This is a genomic window from Arthrobacter sp. NamB2 (genome assembly GCF_005281365.1).
Taxonomy (GTDB): Bacteria; Actinomycetota; Actinomycetes; order Actinomycetales; family Micrococcaceae; genus Arthrobacter_D.
Genome location: NZ_SZWI01000003.1, coordinates 353,972 through 368,010 on the forward strand (window position 1 = coordinate 353,972; position 14,039 = coordinate 368,010).

Sequence of the window (14,039 nt, forward strand, 5' to 3'; positions counted from 1 at the left end):
GCGCCCGCGGGCCGCGGAGCCGGGCCCCGGACGGCCGGTGCCCGTGCGCTCGGGCGCCGGCTCGTGCGCCGTCGGCCCGGTGAGGAGCCCCGGTAGACTGCTCCGGTCACAGCGACCACGAGGGGCGGATCGGATGGATCAGCAACAGGATCAGCAGCGTCGTGTCATCCGGGTCCTCGTCGTCGCCCAGGTCCTGGGCGGCGTCGGTGCGGGGGCGACACTGTCGCTGGGCGCGCTGCTCGCTGCCGAGACCTCGGGCTCGAGCGCGTGGTCCGGCATGGCTGCCACGATGGCGACGCTCGGCGCGGCCGCAGCCGCAGTCCCCCTCGCGTCCTTGGCACGGCGGAGGGGACGCAGTATCTCTCTCGCGACGGGCGCACTTCTCGCCGGTTGCGGTGCGCTGCTCGCCATCACGGCGGCGTCGCTGGCGCTCTTCCCACTCCTGCTCGTCGCCCTGGTACTCCTCGGCGCCGGGTCCGCCACCGGGCTGCAGGCCCGGTTCGCAGCCACCGACCTCGCAACGGACGCGACCCGCGGACGCAGCCTCGCCGTCGTCGTGTGGTCCACCACGGTGGGCGCCGTTCTCGGCCCGAACCTCTTCGAGCCCGGCGAGGTCGTGGCCGGGTTCCTGGGCATCCCGCCGCTCAGCGGAGGCTTCGTGTTCTCGGCCGCGGCTCAGGCCGCGGCCGCCGCCGTGTATCTCCTGGGTCTGCGCCCGGACCCGCTGCTGACCGCCCTGCGGCATCAGGCCGCCGCTCATCCGGCAGGCAGTGCCCCTCCACAGAAGCGGCGCGGGCTGACCATCCTCGCCCGCACTCCGGCTGCGCGCTTCGCCGTCGTGAGCATCGCGGTCAGTCACGGGGCAATGGTGGCCGTGATGTCAATGACGCCGGTGCACCTGCACGATCACGGGGCCGGGCTCACGGTCGTAGGTCTGACCATCAGCCTGCACGTGGCCGGGATGTACGCACTCTCACCGGTCTTCGGGTGGATCGCCGACCGCGCGGGAAGGACCCAGGGCATCCTGGTCGGGGAAGTGCTGCTGCTCGCGGCACTGCTCACAGCCTGGCGTGGCTCGGAATCCGAAGCGTGGGTGACGGTGAGCCTGATCCTCCTCGGCCTCGGTTGGTCGGCCGTCATCGTCTCCGCCTCGGCGCTCCTCGCCGGAGCGGTCGACGTCGGCGAGCGCGCGCCCGTGCAGGGGTCCTCGGACCTCGTCATGAACCTCGCAGGCGCCCTTGGCGGCGCGCTCGCCGGCCCGGCGCTCGTGCTGCTGGGCTACCCGGGCCTCGGCCTGGTGACAGCGGTGCCCGTCGCCGTCGTGCTGCTGTGGACCGTGGCGCGCCTGTCGGGAGCGCGGAGGCACGCGCGCGTGGCCGTCTGAGGACAGGAACCTACTGGGCCGAGCCCGTCCAGCCCTTTTCCTCCCTGGTCTCCTCGTCCTTCGCGATGACCGTCAGCGCGGTGTTGGCCGCCTTCTCGACAGCGGCGCTCGTCTCCTCGCGGCCGTCGGTCGTGACGGTGCCCGCGGCGTAGCCGACCATGAAGGCACTGATGGCTCCGGCATGCGGCGAGAGGTAGGAGGAGCGTGCTGCAAGCTCGACGATCCTCGGGTGGTCGACCTCGAGGTCGAGGATCTGCAGCGCCTGGGCCAGCGTCCGGCTCCACTCGCTGAGGGCGCGCTCTTCGTCGTCGGGCGTTGCCATGGTGTCTCCTCCGGTTGGGTGCAGTTCCTGGCTGCCGGCCGTGCCGGCAACGCTGCTCCAAGCTCTACCACCGGCCCGGTTGGCCTTCAAGAGCGGGGTGATGAATGTAGTTCCTCGGCTCTCCTTGACTTCGTCCCGCTCGGGGGATGTAATTCCTTCACGGCTTGGTGACACGATTCACCAAGCGATCGTAGCAGGACCACCTCGACGGAGAGGAACCGTTCAGCATGACCATCCCCCACCTCGCGCCGATCGGACGCGCCCGCATGGCGGCAGCACTCGGCGTCACGATGCTCCTGGCCACCGGCTCGGGAGTATCAGCCCTCGCAGCACCTCCCGTGGCCCCGGCGGGCACCGCGCCCGTCGCCACGAAGAAGGCACCCTCCTCCTCTACGGCCGACTTCGGCCCCAACGTGACGATCTTCGACCCGAGCATGCCGGTGAGTGAGATCCAGGCCGCGGTCGACGAGGTGAATGCCCGGCAGATCGACAACGAGATGGGTACCGAGCGCGAGGCCCTCCTGTTCCTGCCGGGCACCTACGGCACGGATGCCGAACCCCTCCAGATCAAGGTCGGCTACTACACCGAGGTCTCCGGCCTCGGCGCGTCGCCTTCCGATGTAACCATCAACGGGAAGATCGAGGTCTACAACCGGTGCCTCGAGAACAACGGCACCGCCAACTGCATCGCGCTCAACAATTTCTGGCGGACCCTCTCGAACCTGACCCTGAAGGTCAACGGCGCCGGCCAGGACGCCTGCCGGGCGGGAGCGAACTTCTGGGCCGTGTCGCAGGCCGTGTCCCTCCGACGCGTCAACGTCACCGGCGGAACCCTCTCGCTCATGGACTACTGCACCGCCGGGCCGCATTTCGCGAGCGGTGGCTACCTCGCCGACTCGAAGGCGGGCACGATCGTCAACGGGTCGCAGCAGCAGTGGCTGACCCGCAACAGCGAGATCGGCAGCTGGTCCAACGGCGTCTGGAACGCCGTCTTCTCCGGCACCGAGGGCGCTCCCGAGGATGACACGTTCCCCGCTCCCCCCTACACCACGCTCGACCAGACACCGGTCAGCCGGGAGAAGCCGTACCTGTTCGCCGACGCTGGCGGTTCGTACAGCGTGCGCGTGCCTGCAGCCCAGGTGAACTCGCGCGGCGTCTCGTGGGAGGCGGGCACGACGGCGGGGCGCACCATCCCGCTGTCCGAGTTCTTCGTGGCACGCCCGGGTGATTCCGTGCAGGCCATCAACAACGCGCTGGCCCGCGGCAAGCACCTCCTCCTCACGCCCGGCGTGTACGACATCGCCCAGACCATCGCCGTGAAGCGTGCCGACACCGTGGTGCTCGGGCTCGGCCATGCGACCCTGACGGCGGTGGACGGTGCGACGCCGATGCGCGTGGCCGACGTGCCCGGCGTCGTCGTCGCGGGCGTCACGATCGACGGCGGCACCGTCAACTCGCCCGTCCTGCTGCAGGTCGGGACGAAGAACGGGAACAACGGGGCCAAGCACAACAACCCCGCGAACCCGACGACGCTGAGCGACGTCTACTTCCGGATCGGCGGCCCGCACGTGGGCAAGGCCGACGTCAGCCTCGAGATCAACAGCGACGACGTCCTGATCGACCACACCTGGGTCTGGCGTGCCGACCACGGCAACCCGGGCTCATTCGGCTGGGATGTCAGCACCGGGCGTAACGGCGTGATCGTGAACGGCGACGACGTGACGGCCACGGGCCTGTTCGTCGAGCACTACCAGGAGTACAACGTCATCTGGAACGGCGAGAACGGCCGCACGGTCTTCTTCCAGAACGAACTCCCCTACGACCCGCCCAACCAGGCGGCATGGCAGCACGACGGCGTCCTCGGCTGGGCCGGCTACAAAGTGGCCGACCACGTGCGGAACCATACGCTATGGGGCGGTGGCTCGTACGTCTTCACCAACGTGGATCCGAGCATCCACGCCACGCGTGGCTTCGAGGTGCCGAACACACCTGGCGTCGTGCTGAACCACCTACTGACGGTCAATCTCGGTGCCGGCACGATCGATCACGTGGTGAACGACACCGGTGCTCCCGTCAGCAACGCGAACACCGGGACGCCGAGCTACGTGGTGCGCTACCCGTAGGCGTCGGCAGCAAGGCCGGGAAGGGGTCGGGGCCGCGCTCCGGCCCCTTCCTGTGCTCGAGGGCGCTGCGGCTGCCTGCTCTCCCGATCGATGGCGGTACATGAGCTCGGCTTACCGACGTGCGTGACCCGCCTGCCGGGCCTCGGCGTCAGGCCGAGTCCCGCTCCACCAGGCGCAGTCCGTGGCCGGGGTGCTCGGGCTTCACCATGGAGTCATCGAGATCCGCCAGCACGAGCGAGGCGAGGTAGCGGGCCTGCACCTCGATCGACTGGGAGACCGTCGTGAGCGGAGGCGCCGCGAGCCGTGCGGCAGGCACGTCGTCCACGCCCACCACGGCGCAGTCGTCCGGGCAGGAGAGGCCCTCTGACCGTATCCCCGCCAGGACCGCGAGCGCGACGTCGTCGTTGTAGGCGGCGACGGCGGTGACCCCCTGGCCGCGCCACTCGCGTACGCGGGCTGCTGCGGCGTGAGCGTCGAGGGCGACAGGTAGCACGACCGGTGCGGCAAGACCGAGCTCGGTGCAGGCGCGCTCGACGCCGAGGAGTCGGTCGCGCGCGAACACCTCGAGCCGCGGATCGGTGGGCCAGGCGTACCCGATCCGCGCCGGCTCGCGCTCAGCGAGACGCCCCACCTGCAGGGCGCCGATCTCCAGCTGGCTCTCCGCCGGCAGGGCGGGGTCCGGCTGGTGTTCCTCGCCGAGGGTCCCGAGCACCTGGATGCCGGCCTGGCGCATGGCGAGGAGATCGCCCTCGTCGAACGGCGCGAACCCGATCACGGCCCTGGGTGTCACGGCCCGCCACAGATCGGTGAGGGGGCGGCTGCCCCTGCCGTGATGCACGAGGACGGACAGGCCACGGCCTGACAACTCATCCGCGAGCTCGTCCAGCAGCGTCTCGATCACGGGGCCGACCGGCCAGTCCGGCAGGATGCACAACACCAGATCGCTGCGGCCGGTCCGCAGGGCGCGGGCAGCCGCTGACGGCGCGTAGCCGAGCCGCACGGCGGTGTCCCGCACCCGCTGTCGGGTCTCTTCCGAGATATTCACGCCCTCGCGCCCGGTGAGCACATAGCTGACGGTGGTGCGCGAGACACCGCTCTCCCGCGCCACGTCAGCGCTCGTGATTCCCACCACCGATCACCCTTCCGGCCAGTACGTCGTGACTGTCAGTGTAGGACGGGCACGACGACGGCGGCTCAGCGGCCGCGGCACACTGTCCTCGCTGCCTGGTCCGCAACCTCGCGGAAGGCCTGTGCCAGTGCCGGTGGTGCGATGACGGTGATGTCCCGTCCGGTGAGCAGCAACCACCGGGCGATGGATTCGTAGCTGCCCGCTCCCGCGTCCACGATGCAGGCGCGCGGTGTCACGACTGAACTTCCCCACGACAGCGGGGCGGGCTCTTGACCCCGACGTGGCTTAATGGTTCATTAGTTGGGTAACTAACCAATTGGGCAGGAGCGCATCGTGATCGAAGAAGGCAAGCCCCTGTTCGTGCAGATCGCGGAACAGGTCGAGGACTCGATCGTCGACGGAAGCATCGCCGAAGAGGCGCAGGCTCCGTCGACGAACGAGCTCGCTGCCTTCTTCCGCATCAACCCTGCCACCGCGGCGAAGGGGGTGAACATGCTCGTCGACAAGGGCGTGCTCTACAAGCGCCGGGGCATCGGCATGTTCGTCTCTCCAGGTGCCCGCGATCTACTCCTCAGCGAGCGTCGCAACGTCTTCGCCCTGCGTTACGTACAGCCCCTGCTGGCCGAGGCGCGCAAGATCGGGCTCGGACCGGATGACGTGGCCGACCTCATTCGTGTCAGCGCCGGACCGACGACACCGACGACACTGCCAACACCGACGACACTGCCAACCCTAGAACCGTCAGACCGAAGGACATCATGAACCCTGTCATCGAGGTCCGGAACCTCACGAAACGCTACAAGGACACGCTCGCCCTCGACAACGTCAGTTTCGACATCCAGAAGGACACTATCTACGGTTTCCTGGGGCGCAACGGAGCCGGCAAGACGACTGCGATGTCGATTCTCACGGCGCAGAATCTTCCGACGAGCGGGGAGGTTCGCGTCTTCGGGGAGAATCCCTACGAGAACGCTCGCGTCCTGAGCCGCATGTGCTTCGTGCGCGAGAGCCAGAAGTACCCGGACGACGCCACGCCGCGCCACGCTTTCGCTTCCGCGCGACTGTTCTTCCCGCGGTGGGACCAGGAACTCGCCGACGAGCTGATCGACGAGTTCCAACTGCCGCTCAAGCGCACGATCAAGAAGCTCTCGCGCGGGCAACTCTCCGCCGTCGGCGTCATCATCGGCCTCGCCTCCCGCGCGGAGATCACGTTCTTCGACGAGCCGTACCTCGGCCTCGACGCCGTGGCGCGGCAGATCTTCTACGACCGATTGCTGGCTGACTACGCCGAGCACCCACGGACGGTCCTGCTCTCGAGCCACCTCATCGATGAAGTCTCGAACCTCATCGAGCGCGTGCTCGTCATCGACGCGGGCCGGATCATCATGGACGAATCCACCGATGACGCCCGGGAGCAGGCCACGAACGTGGTCGGTGATGCCGCGGCGATCGAACGAGCTCTCGACGGGCGTGAAGTCATCCACCGGGAGAGCCTCGGCCGCGTCGCGTCGATCACGTTCCTCGGGCGGCTCGAGGACGCCGAGCGGGCCGCGCTGACCGCGGCAGGACTCGATCTGGCACCCGTGTCACTGCAACAACTCATCGTGCGCCGCACGCAGCAGCGCACACCTCGCCACGACGCCCTCGCCGCATCGGACGTCACCCAGGAAGGAGTTTCCCGATGACCGCCCTCGATTCCGGCAACGTCACCCGCCCTGCTGCCTCACACAGCCGCACTCTCAACGTCGTGCGCCTGCAGTTCGTGAATACCCAGACGTTCATCTGGGTACCCGCCCTCGTACTCGGTGGCGCGTGGGTCGTCACGATGCTCATCTACTGGATCCTTCAGGGCGCCGGTGTCGACGACGTCAAGATCGGCGGCGGCTCCCAGGCCCCACTGTGGTACTTCCTCGCCGTCGGCATCCAGGCCATGACCATGACCTTCCCCTTCTCGCAGGCGATGAGCCTCACGCGCCGCGAGTTCTACATCGGCTCCCTCGCGGCGGCCGGGGTCAGCGGCCTCGGAATGGCGGTCGTCTTCGTGCTGCTCGGACTGCTCGAGCGAGCGACCGACGGGTACGGCATGAACGGATACTTCGCCTACCTCGAATGGGTGTGGGAAGCAGGGCCACTAGCAGCGGGCCTGACGTACTTCGTGCTGACGATGTTCTTCTTCATCATCGGCTTCTGGTCCGCCACGATCTTCAAGCGGTTCGGCACGGCACGACTCGTGATGGTCCTGCTCGGCATCGGCCTGGTACTCGTCGGACTCGCCGCGCTCGTGACCCGGCAGCAGGCATGGTCGGACGTGTGGCGTTGGTTCATCGACACGGGCTCCCTCGGCCTGACACTGTGGACCGTCCTCGTCAGCGCGCTCCTCGCGGCCGGTTCCTACCTCACCCTGCGCACGATGCCCGCGTAACGGTCCGGGGCGACGACCTGCTGACCGACCCCACCCGGGTGTGGTCGATCAGGACCACGGGAAGGCGCCCCGACCGCCCGCGCCGACCGGTCGGATGACGGACCTCGAGCCGTCCAGGACCGGGGAGCCGTCGAGCGGAGCCAGGCCTTCCCTGAGGAGCCCGAATAATGGAGGCATGGATTTCAGCACCGAACACCTCGACGTCGTCATCGTGGGCGCAGGCCTCTCCGGCATCGGCGCCGCACACCGTGTCGCGACGGAACTGCCCGGCAAGAGCTTCGCCGTCCTGGAGTCCCGCTCTGCGATCGGTGGGACGTGGGACCTGTTCCGCTACCCCGGTGTCCGCTCCGACAGCGACATGTTCACCCTCGGCTACCCGTTCCGCCCCTGGACCGAGGCCAAGGCGATCGCCGACGGCACGTCGATCCTGCAGTACATCCGCGAGACGGCCGAGAACCCGGCCATCCGCGAGCGCCTCCGGTTCCGGACGAGGGTGGTCAGCGCGGCGTGGACCTCCGAGGACGCACGCTGGACCCTCGACCTGGACGTGACGGACGACGACGGCGCCACCGAGCGTCGCCGGCTCACGTGCGGCTTCCTCTACCTGTGCAGCGGCTACTACAACTACGAGCACGGGCACGAGCCGTCCTTCCCGGGCCTCGATGTGTACGAGGGGGAGATCGTCCGCCCCCAATTCTGGCCCGAGCACCTGGACTATGCGGGCAAGCGCGTGGTCGTGATCGGCAGTGGCGCAACCGCGGTGACCCTCGTGCCGTCGATGGCGAAGGACGCGGCGCACGTGACCATGCTTCAGCGCTCCCCCACCTACATCACGGCCGTGCCGGGTCGTGACAGGTTCTCAGACGCCGTGCGCCGCCACCTGCCCGCCGGCCTGGCCCACCACATGGCCCGCGCGAAGAACGTCCTGTTCACTCAGGCCTTCTACCAGCTGTGCCGCCGCCGGCCGGAGCTCGCGAAGAAGCTCATCCGCGCCCAGACCGTGCGGATCCTCGGGGACGAGAAGCTCGTGGCCGAGCACTTCACCCCCGCGTACAACCCGTGGGACCAGCGCCTGTGCGTCGCACCGAGCGCCGACTTCTTCAGGGCGCTGACGTCCGGCACCGCATCGGTCGTGACCGACACCGTCGAGACCTTCCTGCCGCACGGCATCCGGCTGGCGTCGGGCCGGGAACTCGAGGCCGACGTCGTCGTCGCGGCCACCGGACTCTCGATGCTCCCCCTCGGAGGGGCGACCTTCACCGTGGACGGACGGCCGGTGGAGCTCGGTGATGCGTGGGTGTACCGGGGGCTGATGGTCAGCGGCGTGCCGAACCTCGCGCTCTGCGTCGGGTACACCAACGCCTCGTGGACGCTCCGCGCGGACCTCAGCTCGCGCTACGTGTGCCGCCTGATCAGGCACCTGGACCGCCACGGCCACCGGTACGGGACACCCGCCCCGAGCGGCCGGATGACAGCGCGCCCGATCCTCGACCTGACGTCCGGGTACGTGCAGCGTTCCGTCTCCGATTTCCCGAAGCAGGGTGACCGGCAACCGTGGACCATGCGGCAGAACTACCTCCTGGACGCGCCCGCCGCCCTGTTCGGGAACCTGGCGAAGGACATGGAGTTCGACACGCCCCCGCTACCGGTCGGAACCCCGGCCGTCCAGGGGATCCAGGGAACCCACGCATGAGCCTTCGCCCTTTCCAGTTCGCTGGTGCGACCGCCGTCGTCACCGGGGCCGCAGGCGGGATGGGCGAGCACCTCGCCCGCGGTCTCGCGGAACGCGGCAGCACGCTCCTCCTCGTGGATCGCGACGCCGGGCGGCTCGACGCCGTCGCCTCCTCCATCCGCTCGTCGTTCCCCGGCTGCCCGGTCTCCACCTTCGTCGCGGATCTATCGAATCGCGACGCCGTCGAGGCCCTTGCCGTGGACCTCCGCGCCGCGACCGGGTCCGTCGACCTCCTGGTCAACAACGCCGGCGTGGCCCTCGCGGGCCGATTCGACCAGATCACCATGGCGGATTTCGACTGGGTCATGGCCATCAACTTCGCCGCACCGGTGCTGCTCACCCACAGCCTGCTGCCGAGCATCGGCCCCGGCGGACACATCGTCAACGTCTCGAGCGTATTCGGACTCGTGGGCCCGAGGGGCCAGACCGCGTACTCGTCCAGCAAGTTCGCGCTCCGCGGGTTCACGGAGTCCCTCCGCAACGAACTGCTGCCCCGCGGCATCGGCATCACCGCGGTACACCCCGGTGGTGTCCGGACGAGCATCGCCCTCAATGCCCGTATCGGCGGGGAGCTCAGCGACGCGGAGGTGAAACGGGCGAAGGAGGACTTCGACAAACTGCTCACCTTTCCCGCCGACCGAGCGGCCGGCCTCATTCTCGAGGCGGTCAGGGCACGCAGGCCGCGCCTGCTCATCGGGCTGACCGCCAAGGTTCCCGACGTCGTCGCCCGCGTTGCGCCGATGGCGTTCGGCACCGTCGAGCGGCGCGCGGTGCACCTCGCACGCCTCGCCGGCAAGGCCTGGCGGCGCAGCAAGGCGCCCCGAGCATAGGGCGGCACGGGCCTGCCGGGCCGGCTCCGCGTTCCCACCCCGCGGCAACTCCTTGCACTGATCTTGAGCAAACCCCGATACGCACTCCGTACAGCCTTGACCTTCGGACGCGAGACTGGCGATTCCAGTGGACCGGACCCACCCGCCGGCAGCCCTGGTGCCGCTGGCGGCCACCGGTTCGTCCCGCCGTCGTGAAGGGAGTTGACGTTGCAGCAGCCGATCCTCGACAGGGCAGCCTTCTCCCGCCTCGTGACCAACCTCGGTTCGTTCGAGCGTGCGGCTTCTGCCGTCAGCGACTTCACCTTCCGGCTGGACGAGCGCATACTCCTCATCGAGCACACGGTCGACGGCTCGGACGACCACGCGTGGAGGAGCGCGGTCCAGGGGCTGCGGACCGCGGCAGCGACGGCAGGCGCGGGACGCATCGCGGCGACGGCGGCCATGCTCCTGGAACCAGGGGCACGGGATGCGCACACTGCGCGGGGCCTGATCGACCAGCTGCGGTCCGACGGCCGGGTCTTCACCCTTGCTCACTCGGCGCTCCGCGAGGAACTCGCCTTCGCAAGCGAATTGACGTCGCGGCGTCGTCCGTAGGCCGCGGCTTCAGCGCCGTCCGAAGACTGCATCCCAGGAAAACGCCGGACGGATCAGAGCTCGACCGTGTAGCCGAGCGCGAGGTCCGCTGCGTTGGCGCCCCGGATCCCCCAGTTGACCTTCGGTGTCTCCGTGATCGTGATCTCGACGCTGTGGGGCGCGATTCCCGCTCCTGCTTCGATACGAACGAAGAGCTCGCGGATCAGCTCCCGCCGGACTGCCTCCGACCTGCCCTCGAACATCGAGATCTCGATGATCGTGTAGTCCCGTCCCCGATCCGGCGGGTGGACGAAGTCGCACGCGTCGAGCGCGATGAACCGGTGGAAGCGCTTGTCGGGCGGGTACGCCAGCGCGGACACGACTGCGCCGTGGATTGCCTCGGAAAGCGCATCACGTCGCTGCTCGACGGATTCCCGGTGTCCGTAGACGGTGACCTGCGCCATGTCGGCCACCGTACCGCCCTGATCGCAGCGGGGCAATCGCACGCCTGCCCGTCAGCCCGTCAGCCTGTCAGCCCGTCAGGCCTCGCCGTCCGCGCCCGGCACGTAGGCCTGCTGCCAGCGGGCGAGCTCGCTGAAGAACGCCGACCGGGCGGGCTCGGGCGAGAGTGCGAGGTCATGGATACCGCCCGCGATGCGCACGAGTGTCACGAGCCGACCGAGCCGGGGCGCGCGACCGGCGATGTGCGCGACGTCGAGCACGACATCCGTGGACGAGATCCGCCCGGGCTCCTTCGCCGGATCGGAGGTGGCGTCCGAGCACGCGACGAGCACAGGACAGTCGATGGCGAGGCCACGGTTCAGCTCCGCGTGCCCGCGCCGGATGGCACGCAACCAGCCGGCGACGACGGGAAATCCGCCGTGCGGCTTCCAGGCGAGGTCGTAGTCCCACTCCCCACCGCCCTCCCGGTGCAGGTAGCGGCCGTACGCCGTCCCGAGCTTCCCGACGACGGCGCGGGGCCGGAGCGTACCGAGCCGATGCACGGCCGCTGTGCCGACGGTGCGTTGGAAGAGGCTGGCGTTCAGGTCGAACCAGGGGCTGTTGAGGACCAGTGCGTCCACGATGCCCTGCCCGCGCCGACGATGCGCCCACAGGGAGGTGACCAAGCCGCCGGTGGAGTGCCCCATGACCACCAGGACCTCGTGGCGCTCGTCCTCCCGGATGATCCGCGCGGCCTCGTCGAGTTCCTCGTCGTAGTCCTCGAGCGAGGTGATGTAGTTCGGCGTCTGGTCCTCGAGGAGCGAGCGGCCGTACTTCCTCAGGTCGAGGGCGTAGAAGTCGAAGCCGGCGTCGTGCCAGGCATCGGCGAGATGAGTCTGGAAGAAGTAGTCGACGAAGCCGTGCACGTAAAGCACCGCGCGGCGGGAGCCCCCGGGAACCCTCCTCCGCACGAGCGTCGCGACGACATCGCCCTCGTCATCCGGGCGCAACGGCAGGGTCCGCGCCTCGTACCCGGGGCCCAGGACATCCTCCCGATACGTGCCCTGCTGCTCCGCCATGGTCGTCATTCCGGGCCTCCCAGACCTTCACCTGCCGGACGCTCGTCCGGCCACCGCACCTGCGGAGGGCCCGGCCGGCATCGTTCATCCGCAGCAAGACCCCCGTCACCAGTGTGTCACCCGTCACCGGTATGCTGGCGCCACCGCATCACGACAGGAGCTGATTCAACGTGTCAGAAAGTTTCACCAGGGGGCACCGTCGCGTCGCTGCGGCGGTCGCGCTCGGCTGCGTCGCAGCACTCGGTCTCGCCCCGGCAGCAAGCGCGGCACCCGGAGGAGGCAAGGGCCCCAAGGACGCTGTCACCATCACGGTCATGGGTACCAGCGACCTCCACGGGTACATCGAGAACTGGGACTACTTCACCAACACGGAGTACGACGACGCCGCCCACAACGACGTCGGCCTCGCCAAGGTCTCCGCCCTCGTCAACCAGGTCCGGGCCGAGCGCGGCGAGGAGTCGACCCTGCTGATCGACAACGGGGACACCATCCAGGGCACCTCGCTCACGGACTACTACGCGAACGTGGAGTCGGTGACCGACACCGGGGAGACCCACCCCATGGCCGCCGCCATGAACGCCATGGGTTACGACGCGACCACGCTCGGCAACCACGAGTTCAACTACGGCCTGCCGCTCCTGCGCACCTATGAGGAGCAGCTCGACTTCCCGCTTCTCGGCGCGAACGCCAAGGACTGGGAGACCGGCGCGGACGCCTTCACGCCGTACGTCCTGAAGACCGTCAAGCTCAAGGGCCAGAAGCCCATCCACGTCGGCATCCTCGGACTGACCACCCCGGGCAGCGCGATCTGGGACAAGAACAACGTCGAGGGGGAGCTCCGTTTCCTCGGCATGGTCGAGCAGGCGCAGAAGTACGTCCCGGAGATGAAGGCCGCGGGCGCCGACGTCGTGGTCGTCAGTTCGCACTCGGGCCCCTCCGGTACGTCCTCGTACGGCGGTGGCCTGCCGGTCGAGAACGCGTCCACGCTGATCGCCGAGCAGGTGCCGGGCATCGACGCGATCCTCGCCGGGCATGAGCACCAGGAGATCCCGGAGCGCTTCGTCACCAACAAGCAGACGGGCGATCAGGTGCTCCTCACCGAGCCCAAGAACTGGGGCCAGCGGCTGTCCGTGATGGACTTCGAGCTGACGAAGGTGCGCGGGCAGTGGGACGTCATCTCGGCGAACTCCGAGTTGCTCAACACCAATACCGTCGCTGCGGATCCGAAGATCTCCGCGCTCGCGGCCGAGCAGCACCAGCGCGTCATCGACTACGTGAACACCCCGATCGGCACGGCGACCGAGACGATGTCCGCTGCCGAGTCCCGCATCCGTGACACTGCCGTCATGGACTTCGTCAACACGGTGCAGGCTGAGGCCGTCGACAGGGCACTCGAGGGAACGGCCGACGCGGACTTGCCCGTCCTGTCGATCGTGGCTCCGTTCAACCGTGCAGCGGTCATCCCGCAGGGTCCCGTGACCATCCGCGACATGGCCGGCCTCTACGTCTTCCCGAACACGCTGTTCGGGGTCGAGATGACCGGCGGACAGGTCAAGGACTACCTCGAGTATTCGGCCAAGTACTTCCACCAGAGCGCCCCGGGCGCTCCGGTGGACCCCACGGCACTCACCAACGCCGCGGGGACGCCCGATTACAACTACGACATGATGTCCGGCGTCTCCTACGACATCGACATCAGCAAGCCGGTGGGCCAGCGCATCACGAACCTGAGCTACAACGGAGCACCGATCGACACTGCTCAGCGTTTCGCGGTGGCCACGAACAACTACCGCCAGTCAGGCGGCGGCAACTTCCCGCACATCGCCACCGCTCCGGTGCTCGTCAACCAGACCACGGAGATCCGTCAGCTGCTGATCGACTACCTGATCGCGGAAGGCACGATCGACCCGGCGACGTTCTTCGAGGAGAACTGGCAGCTCACCCGCAACGGCGAGCCCGTCTTCGGGTAAGCGGTAGCCCTCCTCGGGGCAGACCCGGGAGTGA

14 protein-coding genes are annotated in these 14,039 nt (G+C 68.7%); 9 read left to right on the forward strand and 5 right to left on the reverse strand.

From position 1 onward, the window contains the following. The first annotated feature begins 133 nt into the window (after positions 1–133). Positions 134–1,384, forward strand: coding sequence for an MFS transporter (locus FDK12_RS08085; RefSeq protein WP_137369096.1), 1,251 nt, complete (start codon positions 134–136; stop codon positions 1,382–1,384). Between the two features lie 10 nt (positions 1,385–1,394). Here FDK12_RS08085 and FDK12_RS08090 read toward each other — a convergent pair whose 3' ends face one another. Then, positions 1,395–1,706, reverse strand: a complete 312-nt coding sequence (locus tag FDK12_RS08090) for a DUF6457 domain-containing protein (protein ID WP_137369097.1) — start codon at positions 1,704–1,706, stop codon at positions 1,395–1,397. Positions 1,707–1,933: 227 nt separating this feature from the next. Between FDK12_RS08090 and FDK12_RS08095 the strand changes: the two genes are divergently transcribed. Continuing rightward, positions 1,934–3,829, forward strand: a complete 1,896-nt coding sequence (locus tag FDK12_RS08095) for an adenylyl cyclase (protein WP_137369098.1) — start codon at positions 1,934–1,936, stop codon at positions 3,827–3,829. 148 nt (positions 3,830–3,977) lie between these two features. On the opposite strand, the gene FDK12_RS08100 is transcribed toward FDK12_RS08095, so the two are convergent. Beyond that, entirely contained in the window at positions 3,978–4,958 is a 981-nt protein-coding gene (locus FDK12_RS08100; RefSeq protein WP_223263167.1) for a LacI family DNA-binding transcriptional regulator, read from the reverse strand. Positions 4,959–5,023: 65 nt separating this feature from the next. After that, the gene (locus FDK12_RS08105) at positions 5,024–5,194 is read right to left on the reverse strand and encodes a WYL domain-containing protein (RefSeq protein ID WP_137369100.1); all 171 of its coding nucleotides are present in this window, start codon (positions 5,192–5,194) and stop codon (positions 5,024–5,026) included. Between the two features lie 97 nt (positions 5,195–5,291). On the opposite strand from FDK12_RS08105, the gene FDK12_RS08110 reads away from it, so the two are divergent. The 6 genes from FDK12_RS08110 to FDK12_RS08135 all read left to right on the forward strand — a co-directional run bounded on the left by FDK12_RS08110 (position 5,292) and on the right by FDK12_RS08135 (position 10,536). Beyond that, entirely contained in the window at positions 5,292–5,720 is a 429-nt protein-coding gene (locus tag FDK12_RS08110) for a GntR family transcriptional regulator (protein ID WP_137369101.1), read from the forward strand. Beyond that, positions 5,717–6,643 carry an ABC transporter ATP-binding protein gene (locus tag FDK12_RS08115; RefSeq protein ID WP_137369102.1) on the forward strand — a complete coding sequence of 309 codons (927 nt, stop codon included), beginning with the start codon at positions 5,717–5,719 and terminating at the stop codon, positions 6,641–6,643. Before FDK12_RS08110 ends, FDK12_RS08115 begins: the two co-directional genes overlap by 4 nt. Next, positions 6,640–7,380 carry a hypothetical protein gene (locus FDK12_RS08120; protein ID WP_137369103.1) on the forward strand — a complete coding sequence of 247 codons (741 nt, stop codon included), beginning with the start codon at positions 6,640–6,642 and terminating at the stop codon, positions 7,378–7,380. The genes FDK12_RS08115 and FDK12_RS08120 overlap by 4 nt, the downstream gene beginning before the upstream one ends. A gap of 175 nt (positions 7,381–7,555) precedes the next feature. Beyond that, the gene (locus tag FDK12_RS08125) at positions 7,556–9,073 is read left to right on the forward strand and encodes a flavin-containing monooxygenase (protein WP_137369104.1); all 1,518 of its coding nucleotides are present in this window, start codon (positions 7,556–7,558) and stop codon (positions 9,071–9,073) included. Further along, the gene (locus FDK12_RS08130) at positions 9,070–9,942 is read left to right on the forward strand and encodes an SDR family NAD(P)-dependent oxidoreductase (protein WP_137369105.1); all 873 of its coding nucleotides are present in this window, start codon (positions 9,070–9,072) and stop codon (positions 9,940–9,942) included. Before FDK12_RS08125 ends, FDK12_RS08130 begins: the two co-directional genes overlap by 4 nt. A gap of 207 nt (positions 9,943–10,149) precedes the next feature. Further along, on the forward strand, positions 10,150–10,536 hold the full coding sequence (locus FDK12_RS08135; RefSeq protein ID WP_137369106.1) for a hypothetical protein: 387 nt from the start codon (positions 10,150–10,152) through the stop codon (positions 10,534–10,536). Between the two features lie 53 nt (positions 10,537–10,589). Here the strand turns inward: FDK12_RS08135 and FDK12_RS08140 are convergent, their stop codons facing one another. Both FDK12_RS08140 and FDK12_RS08145 read right to left on the reverse strand, forming a co-directional pair. After that, on the reverse strand, positions 10,590–10,979 hold the full coding sequence (locus FDK12_RS08140) for a tautomerase family protein (protein ID WP_137369107.1): 390 nt from the start codon (positions 10,977–10,979) through the stop codon (positions 10,590–10,592). A gap of 75 nt (positions 10,980–11,054) precedes the next feature. Beyond that, complete coding sequence (locus FDK12_RS08145) at positions 11,055–12,044, reverse strand: alpha/beta hydrolase (protein ID WP_223263168.1); 990 nt, start codon at positions 12,042–12,044, stop codon at positions 11,055–11,057. Between the two features lie 161 nt (positions 12,045–12,205). Between FDK12_RS08145 and FDK12_RS08150 the strand changes: the two genes are divergently transcribed. After that, positions 12,206–14,005 carry a bifunctional metallophosphatase/5'-nucleotidase gene (locus FDK12_RS08150; RefSeq protein ID WP_137369108.1) on the forward strand — a complete coding sequence of 600 codons (1,800 nt, stop codon included), beginning with the start codon at positions 12,206–12,208 and terminating at the stop codon, positions 14,003–14,005. Positions 14,006–14,039: the final 34 nt, after the last annotated feature.